Here is a 21,249-nt window from a genome sequence, read left to right as displayed (position 1 = left end):
GCTCCGTACTGCGGTCAGGAATCACGTTCGCCGAGGGCCAGCCTCAGCAGGCTTTCGCCGTCCATCTCGTCGATCGACTCGATGGCGGTCACGGGTGCGGTGTCCTCGGCGGCGGGCGCGGACTCCTGCGGGGCGAGCCGCAGCAGCGGCTCCAGCAGTCCGGACTCGCGCAGCCGGGACACCGGGACGGTGAGGAGGACGCGGCGCAGCCGCTCCGCCTCGTCGGCGTCCGGGGCGTCGTCGCCGAGCAGTTCGGCCGTGATCCGTTCGGCCAGCTCCCGCGGGGTGGGGTGGTCGAAGATCAGGGTGGCCGGCAGGGCCAGCCCGGTGGCCGAGGTCAGCCGGTCGCGCAGTTCGATCGCGGTGAGCGAGTCGAACCCCAGGTCGCGGAAGGCCCGGTCGACGGCGACCGCCCCCGCCGCACTGTGGCCGAGGACCAGCGCGGCCTGCTGCTGCACGGTCTCCAGCAGCAGGGCGCGGCCGTCCTCGCCGGACAGCCCGACGAGGCGCTCGCGCAGCGCGGCGCCGTCCTGCGGGCCGCCGGTGGCGGCCCCGGTGAGGACCTGCCGCACCTCGGGCACGTCCTCGATCAGCGGCTGCGGATGGTACGCGGTGAAGCCGGGCACGAAGGCCGGCCAGTCCACGTCCGCGACGGTCACGCACACGTCGCCGGTCCGGATCGCGGTGTCCATCGCGTCCAGGGCGAGGTCCGGGGCCATCGGCCGCAGGCCCCGGCGGCGCAGGAACTCCTCGGCGTCGGCGTCGGCGGCCATGCCCTCGCCGGCCCAGGGGCCCCAGGCCACGGAGGTGGCCGCCAGCCCGCGGGCCCGGCGGTCGACGGCGAGCGCGTCCAGCGCGGCGTTCGCCACCGCGTACGCGGACTGCCCGCCGCTGCCCCAGACGCCGGCGACGGAGGAGAAGAGCACGAAGTAGTCGAGGGGGATGTCGCCCAGCACCTCGTCCAGGCAGGCCGCGCCTTCGGCCTTGCCGTCCACGATCGCGGCGAACTCGGCGCGCGCGGTGGCGCCGAACGGCGTCGGGTCGCCGACACCGGCCGCGTGCACCACTCCGCTCAGCGGGAACTCCGCCGGGACGGCGGCCAGTACCCCGGCCATCCCGGCCCGGTCAGCCGTGTCGCAGGCGGCGACGGTCACCCGGGCGCCCAGCGCCTCCAGTTCCGCGACCAGTTCCGCGGCACCGGGCGCCGCGGGGCCCCGGCGGGAGACCAGCACCAGGTGCGGGACTCCCTGCCCGGCCAGGCGGCGCGCCACGGCGGCGCCCAGCGCTCCGGTGCCGCCGGTGATCAGGACGGTGCCGGTGGCGGGGGCGGGGTCGGCCGTCACCGACCCGGTGCCGGCCGGGACCAGTCGGCGGGTGAAGGCACCGGTGGCACGGACGGCGACCTGGTCCTCGGTGCCCGACAGCACCGCGGCCAGCCGGTCGCCGAGCACCGGCCCCGCCGGACCGCCGACGTCCACCAGCCCGCCCCACAGGTGGGGCAGCTCCAGGCCGACCACCCGGCCCAGGCCCCAGATCCGGGCATGGCCGGGCCGGACGGTCTCCTCCTCGCGCACGGTCACCGCGCCGGAGGTGACCCACCAGAGCGGCACCCGCCCGTCCGCGGCGGCGAGCGCGTCGATCAGGTCCAGGGCGTCCGCGACGGGGTCGCCGTCCGGGGCCGTGCCGGGGAAGGCCAACACCCCGGCCAGGTCCGGGATCCCGGGGAGGTCGTGGGCGAGCCGCCCGGTCGTGGTCCGCACCACGCGGGCGCCCGTCCGCTCCACGGCGGCCAGGCAGGCCTCGGTCAGGTCGGCCCCCGGGGTTCCGGGCTCCGCCGCCCCGGTGGGCAGCACCGCCAGCCAACTGCCGGACAGCGGCGGTGGAACGGCCGCGGTGGGCAGCGGCTTCCAGGTGATCCGGTAGCGCCAGGCGTCGGAGCGCTCCCCCGGCCGGGCGCAGTGGCGCGCGGCGGGCGGCGGCGCCCAGTAGTGCTGCCGGTCGAAGGCGTAGCGGGGCAGCAGCGCCCGGGCCCCGCCCCAGTCGGCGTAGACGGCCGGCCAGTCCACGGCCGCCCCGGAGGTCCACAGCGCGCCGAGCGCGGCCAGGGCGGTCTCGGTCTCGGGGCGGTCGCGGCGCAGCAGCGGCGCGAACGTGCCCTTGGCCTCGGCCTGTCGGGCCAGGGCGGTCAGCACGCCGTCGGGGCCCAGCTCGACGCAGCGGGTCACGTCCTGTCCGCCCAGGGCCGCGACGCCGTCGGCGAAGCGGACCGGTTCACGGACCTGGCGCAGCCAGTAGTCGGGCGTGGAGAGCAGCCCGGGTTCGGCGAGGCCGCCGGTCAGGGTGGAGACGATCGGGATCTGCGGCTCGGTGAAGGTCAACTCCTCCAGCACGGAGGCGAATTCGGCGAGCATCGGCTCCATCAGCGCCGAGTGGAAGGCGTGCGAGACGGTCAGTCGGCGGGTCTTGCGGCCCTCGGCCGACCAGCGGGCCGCGAACTCCTCCACCACCTCGACGGGCCCGGAGACCACCACCGAGGTCGGGCCGTTGACGGCCGCGACGTCCAGGCGGTCGCCGATCGCCTCGCGCACCTCGGCCTCGGTCGCCTCGACCGCCAGCATCGCGCCGCCCTCGGGCAGCCCGTCCATCAGCCGGCCGCGCGCCGCCACCAGGGCGCAGGCGTCCGCCAGCGGGAACACCCCGGCGACGTGCGCCGCCGCCACCTCACCGATCGAGTGCCCGAGCAGCACGTCCGGCACCACGCCCCAGGATTCGAGCAGCCGGAAGGAGGCCACCTCGACCGCGAACAGCCCGGCCTGGGCCCAGACCGTACGGTCCAGCTCCTCCGCGCCCTCGAAGACGACGCCCTTGAGCGGCCGGCCCACCAGCGGGTCCAGCTCCGCGCAGACCGCGTCGAACGCCGCCGCGAACACCGGGAACGCCTCGTACAACCCCCGGCCCATCCCGACCCGCTGCGCACCCTGCCCCGTGAACAGGAACGCCGTCCGCCCCTCGCCCGCGGCCTCGCCCCCGACCAGCGCGTCGAGCGCCGCGGTGAAGGCCTCGCGGTCGCCGCCGAGCAGGACCGCCCGGTGCTCCATGGCGGTACGGGCGAGCAGCCCGCGCCCGACGTCCACCGGGCCGGCCTCCGGAGTGGCGGCCACGAAGGCCCGCAGCCGGCGCGCCTGGGCCCGCAGGCCGTCGGCCGTCCGGGCCGAGAGCGGCCAGGGGACGAGGGCCGGGACGCTCACCGGCTCGGGAGCCACGAGGGCCTCGCCCTGCTCGATGACCACATGGGCGTTGGTGCCGCTCACCCCGAAGGAGGAGACACCCGCCCGGCGCGGCCGGTCCGCCTCCGGCCACGGCCGGGCCTCGGTCAACAGCTCCACCGCGCCCGCCGACCAGTCCACCAGCGGCGTCGGCTCGTCCACGTGCAGGGTGGCGGGCAGCACGCCGTGGCGCATCGCCAGCACCATCTTGATCACACCCGCCACACCGGCCGCCGCCTGGGTGTGCCCCAGGTTGGACTTCACCGAGCCGAGCAGCAGCGGACGGTCTTCGGGCCGGCCCTGGCCGTAGGTGGCCAGCAGCGCCTGCGCCTCGATCGGGTCGCCGAGCCGGGTACCGGTACCGTGCGCCTCCACCGCGTCCACCTCGGCGGGCGAGAGCCCGGAGGCGGCCAGCGCCTCCCGGATCACCCGCTGCTGGGAGGGGCCGTTGGGCGCCGTCAGCCCGCTGGAGGCGCCGTCCTGGTTGATCGCGCTGCCCCGCACCACGGCGAGCACCTCGTGCCCGAGCCGCCGGGCATCGGAGAGCCGTTCCACCAGCAGCACGCCGGCGCCCTCGGCCCAGCCCATCCCGTCGGCGGCGGCGGCGAAGGACTTGCAGCGGCCGTCCGCAGCCACGCCCTGGCCACCGCCGAGCGAGCCGAACACCTCGGGCGCGGCCATCACGGTCACCCCGCCGGCCAGGGCCAGGTCGCACTCGCCGCCCCGCAGCGCCTGCACCGCGAGGTGCAGGGCGACCAGCGAGGAGGAACAGGCGGTGTCCACCGTGACGGCCGGGCCCTCCAGCCCGAGCGCGTACGCCACCCGGCCGGAGACCACGCTGCCCGCGGTGGCGGTGCCCAGGTAGGGCTCACTGCCCTCGGCCCCGCCGGGGAGGTAGTCGTGGTACATCATCCCGGCGAAGACCCCGGTCCGGCTGCCGCGCAGCCGCTCCGGGTCCAGTCCAGCGTACTCGAAGGCCTCCCAGGAGGCTTCGAGGAACAACCTCTGCTGCGGGTCCATCGCCACCGCCTCGCGCGGCGAGATGCCGAAGAACGCCGGGTCGAACCAGCCCGCCTCGTGCACGAAGCCGGCCTGCCGGGTGCCGTCGCCGCCGAGTTCCGCGAGGTGCCAGCCGCGGTCGGTGGGCAGCCCCGACTGGCCCTCGCCACCGGTGGCGACCAGCCGCCACAGCTCCTCCGGAGTGGCGATCCCGCCGGGCAGCCGGCAGGCCATCCCGACGATCGCGATCGGCTCCCGGGCCTTCTCGTGCACCTCGCGCAGCTCCTGGCGGGTCTCCTGCAGTGCGGCCGTGGCCTGGCGCAGGTACCGGAGCAGCTCTTCTTCCCTGGTCGCGCTCATCTCGTCTCCCCCGGATCTCACTGCGCCTGGTCGAGGATCTGGAACAGCTCCTCCGCGGTGGCCGTCTGCAGGCTCGCCGCACTGTCGGTGGTGCCGAACTCGCCGAAGCGGGCCGCCAGTTCGCGCAGCCGTCGGCCGACCGCGGCCCGCTCGGACTCGTCGGTGCCGACGTTCTTCAGGGCCTCCTCGAACCTGGCCAGCTCCTCCAGGGCGCTCGCGGCCGGGGCGGCCGGCGCCGGGGCGAGCGCGTCCCGGAGGTGGCGCGCCAGGTCCAGCGGCGTGGGGTAGTCGAAGATCAGCGTCGCCGGCAGCCGCAAGCCGGTGGCCAGGGCCAGCCGGTTGCGCAGCTCGACGCCGGTGAGCGAGTCCATGCCGACCTTCAGGAAGCCCCGCTCGGCGCCGACCGAGCCCGCCGAGTCGTGGCCGAGCACCGTGGCGGCCTGGGTGCGCACCAGGTCGAGCAGGGCCTCCAGCCGCTCCCGGCCGGAGAGGCCGGACAGCCGCTCGGACAGGTTCCCGGCGCCGGCCGCGGCCCCGGCGGGCCCGCCCGCCCCGGACGCCGCCGGCGCCGCGGGGATCAGCCCGCGCAGCAGCGGGGGCAGCAGACCCTGGGTCCGCAGCGCGGCGGTGTTCAGGTTGATCGGCACGACCACGGCGGTGCCGGCGGCCAGACCCGCGTCGAACAGCGCCAGCCCCTCCGCGGTGGACACCGGCGTCATGCCGAGCCGGCGCACCCGGTTGACGTCCAGTTCGGTCAGGTTCCCGGTCATCCCGGTCGGCTGCGCCCACGGGCCCCACGCGAAGGAGACCGTGTCGAGCCCCTCCGCCCGGCGGGCCTGGGCGAAGGCGTCCAGGAAGGCGTTGGCCGCCGCGTAGTTCGCCTGGCCGGCGCCGCCGAAGGTGCCGGCCGCCGAGGAGAAGAAGTGGAAACCGCGGAGCCCGGTGCCGCGGGTCAGCTCGGCCAGGTGCAGCGCGCCGCCGACCTTGGCGTGCAGGACCCGGTCGACGCGCGCCGGGTCGAGCCCGACGAGCACCCCGTCGTCCAGTTCGCCGACCGCGTGCACGATGGCGCGCAGCGGGGCGTCGGCCGGGATGCCGGCCAGCAGCGCGGCCGCCGCCGTGCGGTCGCCCACGTCGCAGGCCGCGATCTCGGCCCGGGCGCCCAGTTCGGCCAGTTCGGCGACGAGTTCGGCGGCGCCGGGGGCGTTCGGTCCGCGCCGGCCGGCCAGCACCAGGTGCCGGACGCCGTGCTCGGTCACCAGGTGACGGGCCAGCGCCTGACCGAGGGTGCCGGTGCCGCCGGTGACCAGCACGGTGCCGTCCGGGTCGAACACCGTCGTCTGCGGCCGGGCCGGTACGGACAGTCGGGCCAGTCGCGGGACGCGGACGGCGCCGGCCCGCAGCGCGGCCTGGGGCTCGTCGGTGCCCAGCGCGGCGAGCAGGGCGGGGGCGGTGTCCTCGTGGCCGTCCTCGTCGAGCAGCACGAACCGGCCGGGGTGCTCGGACTGGGCGGACTTCAGCAGGCCCCAGGCCGCCGCCGCGGGAAGGTCGCCGGGGGCCTCGGCCGGATCGGCCGCGACGGCGCCCCGGGTGACCAGCACCAGGCGGGAGGTGCCGAAGCGCTCCTCGGCGAGCCACTGCTGAGCGAGTGCCAGCGCCGTGTGGGTGGCGGCGCGAACGGCCTCCACCGGGTCGCCGTCGGCCGCGCCGGTGAGCGGGACCAGGACGGTCGCCGGCTCCTCGGTGCCGGTGAGCGCCGCCGCCACCGCGGCGAGGTCCCGGTGGCGCTCGGCCGGGGCACCGGCGGCGGCGAGCCGCTCGGCGAGCCGCTCGGCGAGCCCGGACGGGTCGTCACCGGCCAGCAGCAGGCGGCCGGGCCCGGTGGTCCGGGCCGGCTCGGCCCCGGTCCACTCGACCTGGAACAGCGACTGCCCGGGGGCCGGGGCGGTGCCGAGGTCGTCCGGGACCGGCCGGGAGACCAGCGCCTCGACCGAGGCGACGGGCAGCCCGGTGTCGTCGGCGGCCTGGAGGGTGATCCCGTCCCCCTCGGCGAAGGCCAGCCGGACCCGCAGCGAGGTGACGCCCCGCTGGTGGCAGCCGACTCCGCGCCAGGCGAACGGCAGCTCGGCCCGGGCCCGTTCACCGCTCTCCGACTCGCGCAGCGCCCGCAGCATGCCGATGCCGTGCAGTGCAGCGTCCAGCAGCGCGGGGTGGACGCCGAAGCGCTCGGCGTCGGGGCCCGGCTCCGGCAGGGCCACCTCGGCGAAGATCTGCTCGCCGGAGCGCCAGGCGGCGCGCAGGCCCTGGAAGGTCGGGCCGTACGCATAGCCGCGGGCGGTCAGCTCCTGGTAGAAGCCGCCGAGGTCGATCGCGGCGGCGTCCCGCGGCGGCCACTGGGCGAGGTCGAACGCCGGGGAGGGGGCCTCCGGGGCGAGGGTCGCGGTGGCGTGCCGGGTCCAGCCGTCCGTGCCCGCGCCGGCGGCCGTGCCGTCGTCCGGCCGGGAGTAGACGCTCAGCGTCCGGCGGCCTCCGGCGTCCGGGGCCTGGACGACGGCCTGCAGCCGCACCCCGCCGTCCTCCGGCAGGATCAGCGGGGTCTCCAGGGTGAGCTCCTCGACGTGTCCGCAGCCGACCTGCTCACCGGCCTGCACCGCGATCTCGACGAAGGCGGTGCCGGGCAGCAGGACGGTGCCGAGCACGGCGTGGTCGGCCAGCCAGGGCTGGGAGCGGCGGGAGAGCCGGCCCGTCATCAGGACGGCGTCCAGCCCGGCCAGGTCGGCGGCGGCGCCGAGCAGCGGGTGCCCGGTGGCGCCCAGCCCGGCCGTGCCGGCCTCGGCGGCACCGCCGCCGGAGCCGCCGAGCCAGTAGCGCTTGCTCTGGAAGGCGTAGGTGGGCAGGTCGACGGTGCGGGCGCCGAGGCCGCCGAGCAGCCGCGCCCAGTCCACGGCCAGGCCGCGCAGGTGCGCCTCGGCGGCGGAGGTCCACAGCCGGTCCAGGCCGCCCTGGTCCCGCCGCAGCGAACCGACCACGGCGCCGCCGCCGGTGACGGCCTCGTCCAGGTCCTCCAGGGTCTCCTGGATGCCGACGGTGTGCATCGGGTGCGGGCTGGCCTCGACGAAGTGCCGGTAGCCCTCGGCGGCGACGGCGCGCACGGCCTGCTCGAAGCCGACCGGGTTGCGCAGGTTGCGGTACCAGTACCCGGCGTCCAGCTCGGCGGTGTCCGCCCAGCGGCCGAGCGCGGTGGAGTAGAAGGAGACCGCCGAGGAGCGCGGGGTGATCCCGGCGAGCTCCGCGGCCAGCCGCTCCTCGATGGCTTCGACCTGGGCCGAGTGCGAGGCGTAGTCGACCGCGATCCGGCGGACCCGGACCCCGTCCGCCTCGCCGGCGGCGAGGAACTCCTCCAGGGCCGCGGTCTCACCCGAGACCACCGTGGAGGAGGGCCCGTTGACGGCGGCGACGGAGATCCGTCCCGCCCACGGGGCGATCCGTTCCTCGACCCCCGCGGCGGGCAGCGCGACCGAGACCATGCCGCCCTTGCCGGACAGCGCGGTCAGGGCCCGGCTGCGCACGGCCACCACCCGGGCGGCGTCCTCCAGGGACAGCGCGCCGATCACGCAGGCGGCCGCGATCTCGCCCTGCGAGTGGCCGATCACCGCGTCCGGTTCGACGCCCCAGGAGCGCCAGACCGCGGCGAGCGAGACCATCATCGCCCACAGGGCCGGCTGCACCACGTCCACCCGGTCCAGCGGGGCCGCGCCCTCGACGCCGCGCACCACGTCGACCAGCGACCAGTCGGTGTACGGGGCGAGCGCCTCGTCGCAGGCGGCGACGTGCTCGGCGAAGACCTCCGAGGACTCCATCAGTCCGGCGGCCATGCCGGCCCACTGGGCGCCCTGGCCGGCGAAGACGAACACGGTGCGGCCGTCCACGGCCGAGCCGGTCAGCGTGCCCTCGGGGGTCTGCCCCGCGGCCAGGCCGGCGAGGCCGGCGCGCAGCTCGGCCCGGTCGGCGGCGAGCACCAGGGCGCGCTCGGTGAACGGGGTACGGGTGGTCGCCAGCGAGTGGGCGAGGTCGCCGAGGTCCACGGCGGGCTCGGCGTCCAGGTGCGCCAGCAGCCGCTCGGCCTGCTCGCGCAGGGCCTGCGGGCTGCGGGCGGAGAGCACGAAGGGCGGCGCCCCGGCCTCGCGGTCCGGGCGCGGTTCCTCCTCGGGCTCCGGGGCCTGCTCCAGGACGGCGTGGGCGTTCGTCCCCGTCCCGCCGAAGGAGGAGACTCCGGCCCGGCGCGGGCCCTCGGTGTGCGGCCAGGGGCGGGCCTCGGTCAGCAGCTCGACCCGGCCCGCGCTCCAGTCGACGTGCGGGGTCGGCTCCTCGGCGAAGAGGGTCGGCGGCAGCACGCCGGCGCGCAGCGCCATCACGGTCTTGATCACACCGGCGACGCCGGAGACGGACTGGGTGTGCCCGATGTTGGACTTCAGCGAGCCGAGCCCGACCGGCCGGTCCTCGGGGCGGTCCTGACCGTACGTCGCGATCACGGCCTGGGCCTCGATCGGGTCGCCGAGCGAGGTGCCGGTGCCGTGGGCCTCGACCAGGTCGATGTCGGTCGGCCGCAGCCCGGCGCTGGCCAGCGCCTGCAGGATGACCCTCTGCTGGGACGGGCCGTTGGGCGCGGTCAGGCCGTTGGAGGCACCGTCCTGGTTGGTCGCCGAGCCGGTGTACAGGGCGAGCACGGGGTGCCCGTTGCGGCGCGCCTCCGAGAGGCGCTCCAGGACGACCACGCCGACGCCCTCGCCCCAGTTGGTGCCGTCGGCGGAGGCGGCGAACGCCTTGCAGCGGCCGTCCGGCGCCAGACCGCGCTGGCGGCTGAACTCGGTGAAGGAGACCGGGGTGGGCAGCACGGTGACGCCGCCGGCCAGGGCCAGCGTGCACTCGCCGTTGCGCACCGCCTGCCAGGCGAGGTGCAGCGCCACCAGCGAGGACGAGCAGGCGGTGTCCACGGTGACCGCCGGGCCCTCCAGGCCGAGCGTGTACGCCAGGCGCCCGGACACCGCGGCGGTGCCCGTCCCGGCCAGGAAGAAGCCCTCCGAGGCGGCGATGCCGTCCTGGGCGTCCACGCCGTAGCCCTGGAAGGAGGTGCCGACGAAGACGCCGGCCTTGGCGCCGGCCATCGTCGCCGGGTTGATCCGGGCCCGCTCCAGCGCCTCCCAGGCCGCCTCCAGCAGCACCCGCTGCTGGGGGTCCAGGGTGATCGCCTCGCGCGGGCTGATGCCGAAGAACTCGGCGTCGAAGTGGCCGGCGCCCTCCAGGAAGCCGCCCTCGCGGACGTAGGAGGTGCCGGGCCGGTCCGGGTCGGGGTGGTAGAGCGCGTCCAGGTCCCAGCCGCGGTCGGTGGGGAACGGGGTGACGGCGTCCTGGCGGGCCATGACCAGCTCCCACAGGTCCTCCGGGGAGCGGACGCCGCCGGGGAAGCGGCAGCCGATGCCGACGATGGCGATCGGGTCGTCGTCCGCCGGCGCCGCGTGCTGCTCCGGCCCGCGGGCCGCGGCCGCCGGGGCGCCGAGCAGCAGGGTGGCCAGGTGGTCGGCGACGGCGGCGGGCGTCGGGTGGTCGAAGACCATGGTGGCCGGCAGCCGCAGCCCGGTGGCGGTGCGGAGCCGGTTGCGGACCTCGACCGCCATGATCGAGTCCAGGCCGACCTCGCGGAACGCCCGGGCGGGCTCGACGTCCCCGGGCCCGGGGTAGCCGAGCACGGCGGCGGTGTGGGTGCGGACCAGGTCGAGGACGACCCGGCCGCGCTCGCCCTCGGGGAGGGCGGCCAGCCGCTGGGCGAACTCGCCCTCGGCCCCGCCCTCGGCGGCGCCCTGCGGCCCGGAGTCGGCCAGCGCCTCCCGGGCCTCGGGGATCTCGCCGATCAGCGGCCGCTCGCGGGCGGCACTGTAGGCCGGGGTGAAGGCGGCCCAGTCGATGTCGGCGACGGTCAGCAGGGTCTCGTCGTCGGCCAGTGCCTGGCCGAGCGCGGCGACCGCGAGCTGCGGGTCCATCAGGGCCAGGCCCCGCCGGCCGAGCACGGCCATCGCCTCGTCGGTGGCCATGCCGCCGCCGCCCCAGCCGCCCCAGGCGACCGAGGTGGCGCGCAGCCCGAGCGAGCGCCGGTGCTGGGCGAGCGCGTCCAGGCGGGCGTTGGCGGCCGCGTAGGCGGCCTGGCCGCTGCCGCCCCAGACGGCCGCGCCGGAGGAGAACAGGACGAAGGCCTCCAGGTCGTCCCCGGCGAGCTCGTGCAGGTGGACGGCGCCGGCGACCTTGGCCTCCAGGGTGGCGGCCAGTTCCGCGACGTCGGTGTGCAGCACGGGCGTGCTCTGGGCGACGCCGGCCGCGTGCACGACGGCGGTCAGCTCCGGCAGCCGCGTCAGCAGGTCGGCGACGGCGGAGCGGTCGGCGACGTCGAGGGCCTCGATCCGGACCTCGGCGCCGAGCGCGGTCAGCTCCGCGGCCAGGTCCTCGGCGCCGGGGGCGGCCGGTCCGCGCCGGCCCGCCAGCACCAGCCGCTCGGCACCGGCCCGGGCCAGCCAGCGGGCCACCCGGCCGCCGACCGCGCCCGTTCCGCCGGTGACCAGGACGGTGCCGCGGGGCTGCCAGCCGTCCGCGCCCGGGGTCTCCTCACGAGGGGCCCGGACCATCCGGCGGCCGAAGACACCGGCCGCGCGCAGCGCCACCTGGTCCTCGCCGGTGCCGCCGTGGACCACCGCGGCCAGTCGGGCCAGGGCGCGTTCGTCCGGGTCGGCGGGCAGGTCGAGCAGGCCGATCCGACGGCCGGTCAGTTCCAGGCCGGCGGTCAGGCCGAGGCCCCAGGCGCCGGCCTGCTCCGGGCGGGTCAGCGGGTCGGTGGCGCCGACCGAGACCGCGCCCCGGGTGACGAGCCAGAGCGGTGCCGTGCCGCCGGCCGCCTCGACGGCCTGGAGCAGGGCGAGGGTACGGGCCAGCCCGCGGGAGAGCACCGGGTGGTCCGGGTGGGTCCCCTCGTCCAGGGCCAGCAGGGAGAGCACGCCGGCCGGCCGCTCGGCCGTCGCCTCGGCGATCAGCTCGCCCAGGCCGTGGCCGGAGGGGTCGTCGGCGGCGGGCGAGACGGTCACCACGCGGGCGCCGTGGGCGCCGAGCGCGCGGGCGCAGAACGCGGCGGCCGCGTCGTCCTGCCCGCCCGGGGTGACCAGGAGCCAGGTGCCGGAGAGCTCGGCGCCGTCGGTGCGGGCGATGCGCCGCCAGCGCACCCGGTAGCGCCAGTTGTCGATGGTGGAGCCGTCCCGGCGGCGTGCCCGCCAGGAGGAGAGCACCGGCAGCGCGGGCGCGGCGGCGGCCAGCGCGGCGCGGGCGTCCGGGTCGTCCACGCCGAGTGCCTCGGCCAGTCCGGCCGGGTCGGCTTCGGAGACCGCCGCCCAGAACCGCTCCTCGGCCGGGTCGCGCAGCGCGTCGCCGGCCGCCGTGTCCTGGGCCGACGGGAGGTCGAGCCAGTAGCGCTGCCGCTGGAACGCGTAGGTGGGCAGCTCGACGGGGGTGGCCGGGACGCCGCCGAGGACGGCGGACCAGTCCGGGCGGGCGCCGTGCGCGTGCGCCTCGGCGAGCGAGCGCAGGAACCGGGCCGGGCCGCCCTCGTCGCGGCGCAGGGTGCCGACCACGGTCACCTCGCCGGTGCCCGGGAGCTCCTCGGCCGCCTCCTGCACGCCGGGGCCCAGCACCGGGTGCGGGCTGGACTCGACGAAGGTGCGGTAGCCGTCCTCCAGCAGCGAGCGGACGGCGGGGGCGAACCGGACCGGCTCGCGCATGTTGCGGTACCAGTAGGCGGTGCCCAGCTCGGTGGTGTCGAGCGCGCCGCCGGTCACGGTGGAGTAGAAGGCCGTCCCGGCGGGCCGCGGCTCGATGCCGGCCAGCTGTTCCAGCACCGCCTCGCGCAGCGGCTCGACCTGCGGCGAGTGGCCGGCGCCGTTGACCCGGACCTTGCGCACCCGGACGCCGTCGGCGGCCAGCGTCTCGACGAACCCGTCGACGTTCTCCGGATCACCGGCGACCACGATCGAGCGCGGGCCGTTGACGGCGGCGATGTGCAGCTCGCCCGGCCAGGCCTCGATCCGGGCGGCCACCTCGGCCTCGGGCAGCGAGACCGACGCCATGGCGCCCTGGCCGGCGAGGGCCAGGAGCAGCCTGCTGCGCAGCGCGACGATCCGCATCGCGTCGGACAGCGTGAGCGCGCCCGCGACGTGGGCGGCCGCGATCTCGCCCTGGGAGTGCCCCACCACGGCGGCGGGGGTGATGCCGTGCGAGCGCCAGAGCGCGGCCAGCGACACCATCATGGTGAACAGCACGGGCTGGACGACGTCCATCCGTTCGATCGGCGGGGCGTCCTCGGCGCCGCGCAGCACGTCCTCCACCGACCAGTCGGCGTACCGCGCCAGGGCCGCGTCGCAGGCCCGGACGGAGTCGCGGAAGACCTCGGAGGTCTCCAGCAGGTCGGCGGCCATGCCGGCCCACTGGGTGCCCTGGCCGGGGAAGACGAACACGGTCCGGCCGCCGCCGGCGGCGACCCCGCGCACCAGGCCCTCGGCCGTCCCGTCCTCGGCGAGCGCCGTCAGCAGTTCGGTGAAGCCCTCCCGGTCCTCGGCGAGCAGCACCGCGCGGTGGTCGAAGGCGGAGCGGCCGGAAGCCAGCGCGCCGGCGACCTGACCGATCGTCAGTTCCGGTCGGTTGTCGAGGTGTTCCCGCAGCCGAGCGGCCTGGGCGCGCAGCGCTGCCTCGCCGCGGGCGGACAGCAGCCAGGGGGTGGGGGCGCCCGCCAGGGACGGGGCGGCCGGCCGCCCCGGGGCCTCGGCCGGCTCCGGCGCCTCCTCCAGGATCACGTGGACGTTGGTGCCGCTCATGCCGAACGAGGAGACGCCCGCCCGGCGGGTGCGCCCGCCGCGCGGCCACGGCACCGGCTCGGTGAGCAGGCGCAGCACGCCCGCCGACCAGTCCACGTGCGGAGTCGGCTCGTCCACGTGCAGGGTGGCGGGCAGCACGTCGTGCCGCATCGCCTGGACCATCTTGATCACGGCGGCGACGCCGCCCGCGGACTGGGTGTGCCCGATGTTGGACTTGACCGAGCCGAGCCAGACCGGGCGGTCGGCCTCCCGGTCCCGGCCGTAGACCGCCTGCAGCGCCCGGGCCTCGATCGGGTCGCCCAGCTCGGTGCCGGTGCCGTGCGCCTCGATGGCGTCGACGTCGCCGGGGGCGAGCCGGGCGGCGCTCAGCGCCTGCCGGATGACCTTCCGCTGGGCCCGGCCGTTGGGGGCGGTCAGCCCGTTGCTGGCGCCGTCGTGGTTGACGGCGGTGCCGCGGACCAGGGCCAGCACCCGGTGGCCGTTGCGGCGGGCGTCGGAGAGCCGCTCGACCAGCAGCATGCCGGCGCCCTCGCCCCAGCCGGTGCCGTCGGCGGCGGCGGCGAAGGCCTTGCAGCGGCCGTCGGTGGAGACCGCGCCGCCCTGGGTGCCCTCGACGAACATGGTCGGCACGACCATCAGGGTCACGCCGCCGACCAGGGCGAGCGAGCAGTCGCCGCGCCCGAGCGCCTCGCCCGCCATGTGCAGCGCCACCAGCGAGGAGGAGCAGGCGGTGTCGATGGACAGCGCCGGGCCCTCCAGCCCGAGGGTGTACGCGACCCGGCCGGAGGTGACGGAGGCGGCGGTGCCGAGCATCAGGTGCGGGCCGATGCCCTCGGGCACCTCGGTGGCGCCGACGCTGTAGCCGGTGGTGGCGTTGCCGACGAAGACGCCGGTCGGGCTGCCGTGCAGCGTGGTCGGGTCGATCCCGGCGCTCTCGATCGCCTCCCAGGCGGTCTCCAGCAGCAGGCGCTGCTGGGGGTCCATCGCCAGCGCCTCGCGCGGGCTGATGCCGAAGAAGGCGGGGTCGAAGTCGGCCAGGCCCTCGACGAAGCCGCCGTCGAGGCCGTCCGCGAAGCCCTCCGGGAAGGCGCTGAGGTCCCAGCCGCGGTCGGCGGGCACCGGGGTCATGGCGTCCACGCCCTGGCTGACGATCCGCCACAGGCCCTCGGGGGTGTCGGCGCCGCCGGGCAGCCGGCAGCTCATGCCGATGATCGCCAGCGGGTCGTCGGCCGGAGCGGCGGCGGCCACCGGGGCGGGAGCGGCGACCGTGGGGTCGGCCCCGGACTCGGACTCGCCGAGCAGTTCGCGGCCGAGCTCCTCGGCGACCAGCGCCGGGGTCGGGTTGTCGAAGACCAGGGTGGCCGGCAGCCGCAGGCCGGTGGCGGCGGCGAGCCGGTTGCGCAGCTCGACCGCGGTCAGCGAGTCGACCCCGAGCTCCTTGAACGCCCGGTTCGGGTCGACCAGTTCGGGACCGGCGAAGCCGAGCACGGCGGCGGCCTGTCCGCGCACCTGCTCCAGCAGCAGCCGGGCCCGCTCCTCCGCGCCGAGTCCGGCCAGCCGGCGGCCGAGGGCCGAACCGGCGGTGGCCGGGTCGGCGCCGGCGACGCGGCGGGTGCCGCCGCGGACGAGTTCGCGCAGCAGCGGCGGCAGCGAGCCCGCGGCGGCGGCCAGGGCGGCCTGGTCCAGCTCGGTGGGGACCAGCGCCGGGTGGGGCAGGGCGAGCGCCGCGTCCAGGGCCGCGAGGCCGCGCTCGACGGAGAGCGGCGGGAAAGCGGAGCGGGCGATGCGCTCGCGCTCGGCCCCGGTGAGCCGGCTGGTCATGCCGGCCGTGTCCTGCCAGGCGCCCCAGGCCAGCGACAGCCCGGGCAGCCCGGCGGCGCGGCGGCGGTGGGCGAGGGCGTCGAGGTAGGCGTTGGCGGCGGCGTAGCCGGCCTGCCCGGCGCTGCCCAGGGTGCCGGCGGCGGAGGAGTACAGCACGAACGCGGCCAGGTCGGCGTGCCGGGTGAGCTCGTCCAGGTGCGCGGCGGCGTCCGCCTTGGCGCGCAGGACGGCGGCGGCTCGCTGCGGGGTCAGGCCGGTGACCACGGCGTCGTCCACCACGCCGGCCAGGTGGAACACCCCGGTCAGCGGGCGGGTGAGCCCGGCCAGCACCTCGGCGAGGGCGTCCCGGTCGGCGGCGTCACAGGCGATCAGCTCGGCCTGCGCGCCGTGTCCGGCGAGCGCCTCGGTGAGCGCGGCGGCGCCCCCGGCGGCGGGGCCGCCGCGGCTGAGCAGGGTGAGGTGGCGCACGCCGTGGACGGCGGCCAGGTGCTCGGCGAGCACCCGGCCGAGGCCGCCGGTGCCGCCGGTGACCAGGACGGTGCCCTCCGGGTCGAAGGCGCGCGGCACGGTCAGCACGACCTTGCCGATCTGGCGGGCCTGGCTGAGGTGGCGGAACGCCTCGGGGGCGGTGCGCACGTCCCAGGCGCGCAGCGGCGGCAGCCGCAGCGCGCCGGTGCGGAACAGCTCCAGCAGGGTGGCGAGGATCTCGCGGATCCGCTCGGGCCCGGCCTCGATCAGGTCGAAGGCCTGGTAGCGCACGCCGGGGTGGCGGTCGGCGACCTCCTCCGGGTCGCGGACGTCGGTCTTGCCCATCTCCAGGAAGCGGCCGCCGCGCGGCAGCAGGCCGAGCGAGGCGTCGACGAACTCGCCGGCCAGGGAGTCCAGCACCACGTCCATGCCCCGGCCGTCGGTGACCTCGGCGAAGCGCCGGGCGAAGCCGGTGTCCCGGGAGGAGGCGATCCGGTCGGCGGCGACGCCGAGGGCGCGCACCGCGTCCCACTTGGCCGCGCTGGCGGTGCCGTAGACCTCGGCGCCCAGGTGCCGGGCGACCTGGACGGCGGCGGTGCCGACGCCGCCCGCGGCGGCGTGGACCAGCACCGACTCGCCGGCCCGCAGGCCGGCCAGGTCGACCAGGGCGTAGTAGGCGGTGGCGTAGGCGATCGGGACGGCCGCGGCCTCGGCGAAGGACCAGTGCGCGGGCATCGGCCCGAGCAGCCGGTGGTCGGTGACGGCGGTGGGGCCGAACGCGGCCGGGCAGAGGCCGAACACCCGGTCGCCGGGGCGCAGGCCCTCGACGTCCGGTCCGACCTCCAGCACCACGCCGGCGGCCTCGCCGCCGAGCACGACCTCGCCCGGGTACATGCCGAGCGCGCCCAGCACGTCGCGGAAGTTCAGGCCCGCCGCGCGCACGCCCAGGCGCACCGTGCCGGGGGCGAGCGGCGCGGCCGGGTCGACCGGCAGCAGTTCGAGCGCCTCCAGGGTGCCCGGGTTCCGGGTGTCCAGCCGCCAGGCCTCGGCACCGGCCGGGGCCGGCAGGCCGGCGGGCACGGCCGCGCGGACCAGGCGGGCGGCGGCGAGCGCGCCGTCGCGCAGCGCCAGTTGGGGTTCGCCGGAGGCGACGGCGGCGGTCAGCACCTCGGTCGTCAGCGGCGCCCCGGCGGGGGCGTCCAGCAGGACGAGGCGGTCGGGGTGCTCGGTCTGCGCGGTGCGCACCAGGCCCCAGGCGGCCGCGCCGGCCGGATCGGCGAGCGGGTCCCCGGGGGCGGCGGCGACCGCGTCGCGGGTGAGCACCACCAGCCGGGAGGCGGTGAAGCGGTCGTCGGCCAGCCAGTCCTGGAGCACCGTCAGGACGCGGGTGACGGCCGCCTCGGCGGAGCCGGCCGGGCAGGGCAGCACCACGACGCCCGGCACGTGGCCGTCCTGGTCGACGGCCGCGGCCAGGGCGTCCTCGGCGTCCAGCAGGGCGAGGTCCGCGGGCACGGCGACGTTCGCGCCCGCGTCGGTCAGGCGCCGCCAGTCCACCCGGTACAGCCCGGCGGTGTCGGCGGACGGCCCGGCGGTGTCGGCGGCGCGCAGCACGAGGCGCTCGACGGTGACGACCGGCCGGCCGTCGCCGTCCCAGGCCACCAGGGAGAGCGCGTCCTCGCCCAGCGGGGTGATCCGGGCCCGCAGGCCGGGGGCGCCCGAGGCCCGCAGGGCGACCCCGGCCCAGGAGAACGGCAGTCCGGCGGTGAGCGCGGTGCCCGCGGCTCCCCCGGTGGCCGTCGACCGGGCCGCGAGCGCGTGCAGAACGGCGTCCAGCAGCGCCGGGTGCAGGCCGTAGCGGCGGGCTTCCTCGGGCTCGCCGGCCCGGGCCTCCACCAGGACGGCGTCGCCGTGCCGCCAGGCGCCGGTCAGGCCGCGGAAGGCCGGGCCGTACGCCAGTCCGGCCGCTTCCAGCAGCTCGTACACGGCGTCCACGTCGGCCGGGTCGGCGTCGGCGGGGGGCCACTGCCGCGGGGCCTGCTCGGCCGCCGCGCCGTCGTCGACGGGGGCCAGCACGCCGGTCGCGTGCCGGGTCCAGGGGCCGTCCGGCCAGGTGCCGTCGGCCCGCTCCTCGGGCCGGGCGTGCACCGAGACGGTGCGCCGGCCGTCCGGGCCCGCGGCGCCGACGGCCACCTGGACCTGGACGGCGCCGCGGTCGGGCAGCGCCAGCGGGGTCTCCAGGACCAGCTCGTCGAGGTCGCCGCAGCCGACCTGGTCGCCCGCGTGGACGGCGAGTTCGACGAAGGCGGTGCCGGGGACGACGACCCGGCCGTGCACCCGGTGGTCGGCCAGCCACGGGTGGGAGTCGGCGGACAGCCGCGCGGTGAACAGCAGTTCGTCGCCGCCGGCGAGCGAGATCCCGGCGCCGATCATCGGGTGGCCGGTGGCGCTGAGGCCGGCCGAGGTCACGTCTCCCCGCCAGGAGGCGGTGTTGGGCCAGTACGGCGCGGTCTCGAAGGCGTAGGTCGGCAGGTCCAGCAGGGGGCCGTCGCCGAAGAGGGCGGCCCAGTCGACGGCGCCGCCGTGCGCGTACAGGCCGGCCAGCGCGGTGGTGGCGCTCAGCGGCTCGGGCCGGTCGCGGCGCAGCAGCGGGGCCAGGAAGACGGTGTCCTCGCGGTGCGCGAGGCTCTCCCGGGCCATGGCGGTGAGCACGCCGTCGGGCCCGAGTTCGAGGTAGCGGGTGACGCCCTGCCCGTCGAGGTGCCGGACGCCGTCGGCGAACCGGACGGTCTCGCGGACCTGCCGGGCCCAGTGGTCCGGGTCGGCCAGCTGCTCGGCGCCGACGGGGGCACCGGTGAGGTTGGAGACCACCGGGATCGCCGGGGGGCGGAACGCGAGCCCCGCGACGACCTCGCGGAACTCCGCCAGCATGCCGTCCATGTGCGGCGAGTGGAAGGCGTGCGAGACCCGCAGCTCGCTGGTGCGCAGGCCGCGTTCGCGCCAGGTCCCGGCGAGCGCCAGGACCGCCTCACGGTCGCCGGAGACGACCACCGAGGCCGGCCCGTTGACGGCGGCGACGGTGACCCGGTCGGCCACGGCGGCCAGGTCCTCGCGGACCCGTGCCTCGTCAGCCCCGACGGCGAGCATCGCGCCGCCCTCGGGCATCGCCTGCATCAGCCGGCCGCGCGCGGCGACCAGCGTGCAGGCGTCGTCCAGGGAGAGCGCCCCGGCCGCGTGCGCGGCGGCGACCTCGCCGACCGAGTGGCCGAGCAGGTAGTCGGGGGCCGGGCCGAAGGCGGTCGCCAGGCGGTACAGCGCCACCTCGACGGCGAACAGCGCGGCCTGGGTGTAGGCGGTCCGGTCGAGCAGCGCGGCGGTGTCGCTGCCGGGCTCGGCGTCGAGCACGGCGCTCAGCGGCGGGTCGAAGTGCGGGTCCAGCCGCTCGCACACCTCGGCCAGGGCCTCGGCGAACACGGGCCGGGCGGCGGCCAGTTCGGCGCCCATCCGGGCGCGCTGGGCGCCCTGGCCGGTGAACAGGAAGGCCAGCTTGCCGCTGGTGCGGGCGGTGGCGCGCACCACCCGGCCGCTCTCGGTGCCGTCCTCCAGCGCGGCCAGGCCGGCCAGCAGGTCGGCGCGGTCGGCGGCGACGACCACCGCGCGGTGGTTCAGCGCGGCGCGGGTGAGGGCCAGTGAACGGCCGAGGTCCGCCGGCGGCACCGACGGATCGGCCGTCAGCAGGGCGCGCAGCCGCGCGGCCTGGCCGCGCAGCGCGGCCTCGCTCTTGGCCCCGAGGACGAACGGGAGCTCGCCGGTGGCCGGGGCGGTCCCGGCCTGCGCGGCCCCGGGATCGTCCGCTCCGGGCTCGTCGGCTCCGCGCTCGTCGGCTCCGGGCTCGGCGGCCTCCTCCAGGATGATGTGGGCGTTGGTGCCGCTGATACCGAAGGAGGAGACGCCGGCGCGGCGCGGCTCGGCGCCGCGCGGCCAGGGCCGGGTCTCGGTGAGCAGCTCCACCGCGCCGGCCGACCAGTCCACGTGCGGGGTCGGCTCGTCCACGTGCAGGCTGGCCGGGAGCACGCCGTTGCGCAGCGCCATCACGGTCTTGATCACGCTGGCCACGCCGGCCGCGGCCTGGGTGTGGCCGATGTTGGACTTGACCGAGCCGAGCCACAGCGGGCGGCCCTCGGGCCGGCCCTGACCGTACGTCGCCAGCAGCGCCTGGGCCTCGATCGGGTCGCCCAGCTCCGTGCCGGTGCCGTGCGCCTCGACCAGGTCGATGTCCCCGGTGGACAGCTTGGCGCCGGCCAGCGCCTGCAGGATGACCCGCTGCTGGGACGGCCCGTTGGGGGCGGTGAGCCCGTTGGAGGCGCCGTCCTGGTTGGCCGCCGAGCCGCGCACCACGGCGAGCACCGGGTGCCCGAGCCGGCGCGCGTCGGAGAGCCGCTCCACCAGGAGCACGCCGACGCCCTCGGACCATCCGGTGCCGTCGGCCGCCGCGGCGAAGGACTTGCACCGGCCGTCCCCGGCCAGCCCGCGCTGCTTGCTGAACTCGGTGAAGACGCCCGGGGTGGCCATGACGGTGACACCGCCGACCAGCGCCAGCGAGCACTCGCCCTGGCGCACCGAACGGGCGGCCAGGTGGAGCGCGACCAGCGAGGAGGAGCAGGCGGTGTCCACGGTGATCGCGGGGCCCTCCAGGCCCATCGCGTAGGAGACCCGGCCCGAGATGACGGCGCTGGCGCCGCCGGTGAGCAGGTAGCCCTCGCCGCCCTCGTGCGGCGCCCCGGCGACCAGCGCGGTGTACTTCTGGTCGCCGGCGCCGATGAAGACGCCGGTGTCGCTGCCGCGCAGCGTGGTGGGGTCGAGGCGGGCCCGCTCGACGGCCTCCCAGCACGTCTCCAGCAGCAGCCGCTGCTGCGGGTCCATGGCCAGCGCCTCGCGCGGCGAGATGTCGAAGAACCCGGGGTCGAACTCGGTGGCGCCGGTGACGAAGCCGCCCTCGCGCACGTAGCTGGTCGCGGCCCGGTCCGGGTCGTCGTCGAAGAGGCGGTCGAGGGCCCAGCCTCGGTCCTCCGGGAACGGGCCGATGGCGTCGGAACCGTCGGCCACCACCCGCCAGAGGTCCTCCGGTGAACGGACGCCGCCGGGGAACCGGCAGCTCATCCCGATGATCGCCAGCGGTTCGGTGTCTGCCGCCTCGAAATCGGCCAGGCGCTGCCTGGTCCGGTGCAGATCGGCGGTGACCCGCTTCAGATAATCGCGGAGCGTATCCTTATCAACCATCTGGTGAAACCCTCTTCCACGGATGGCGCGACGAATTGACGGAGATGACCGGCCGGCCCGTTACGGGAATTCTTTGACTTTCGCCGCCGCCGCATGCACCAGCCGCCCGATTCGCCGGTCCGCCGGACGCAGGCTAACCGCGCGCCGACGCCGCC

The 21,249-nt window shown here is 77.4% G+C and carries 2 protein-coding genes; both read right to left on the bottom strand.

The features are described 5' to 3' along the window. Positions 1–14 precede the first annotated feature (14 nt). On the bottom strand, positions 15–4,625 hold the full coding sequence (locus tag ABZ449_RS25110; RefSeq protein ID WP_360349890.1) for a type I polyketide synthase: 4,611 nt from the start codon (positions 4,623–4,625) through the stop codon (positions 15–17). A gap of 17 nt (positions 4,626–4,642) precedes the next feature. Further along, positions 4,643–21,094: a type I polyketide synthase gene (locus ABZ449_RS25105; RefSeq protein WP_360349888.1), complete on the bottom strand. Its 16,452-nt coding sequence runs from the start codon at positions 21,092–21,094 to the stop codon at positions 4,643–4,645. Between the last annotated feature and the right edge of the window lie 155 nt (positions 21,095–21,249).

Origin of the sequence: Kitasatospora sp. NPDC005856 (assembly GCF_040629945.1) — a bacterium.
Lineage (GTDB): Bacteria > Actinomycetota > Actinomycetes > Streptomycetales > Streptomycetaceae > Kitasatospora.
This window is presented reverse-complemented; position numbering and strand designations above follow the sequence as displayed.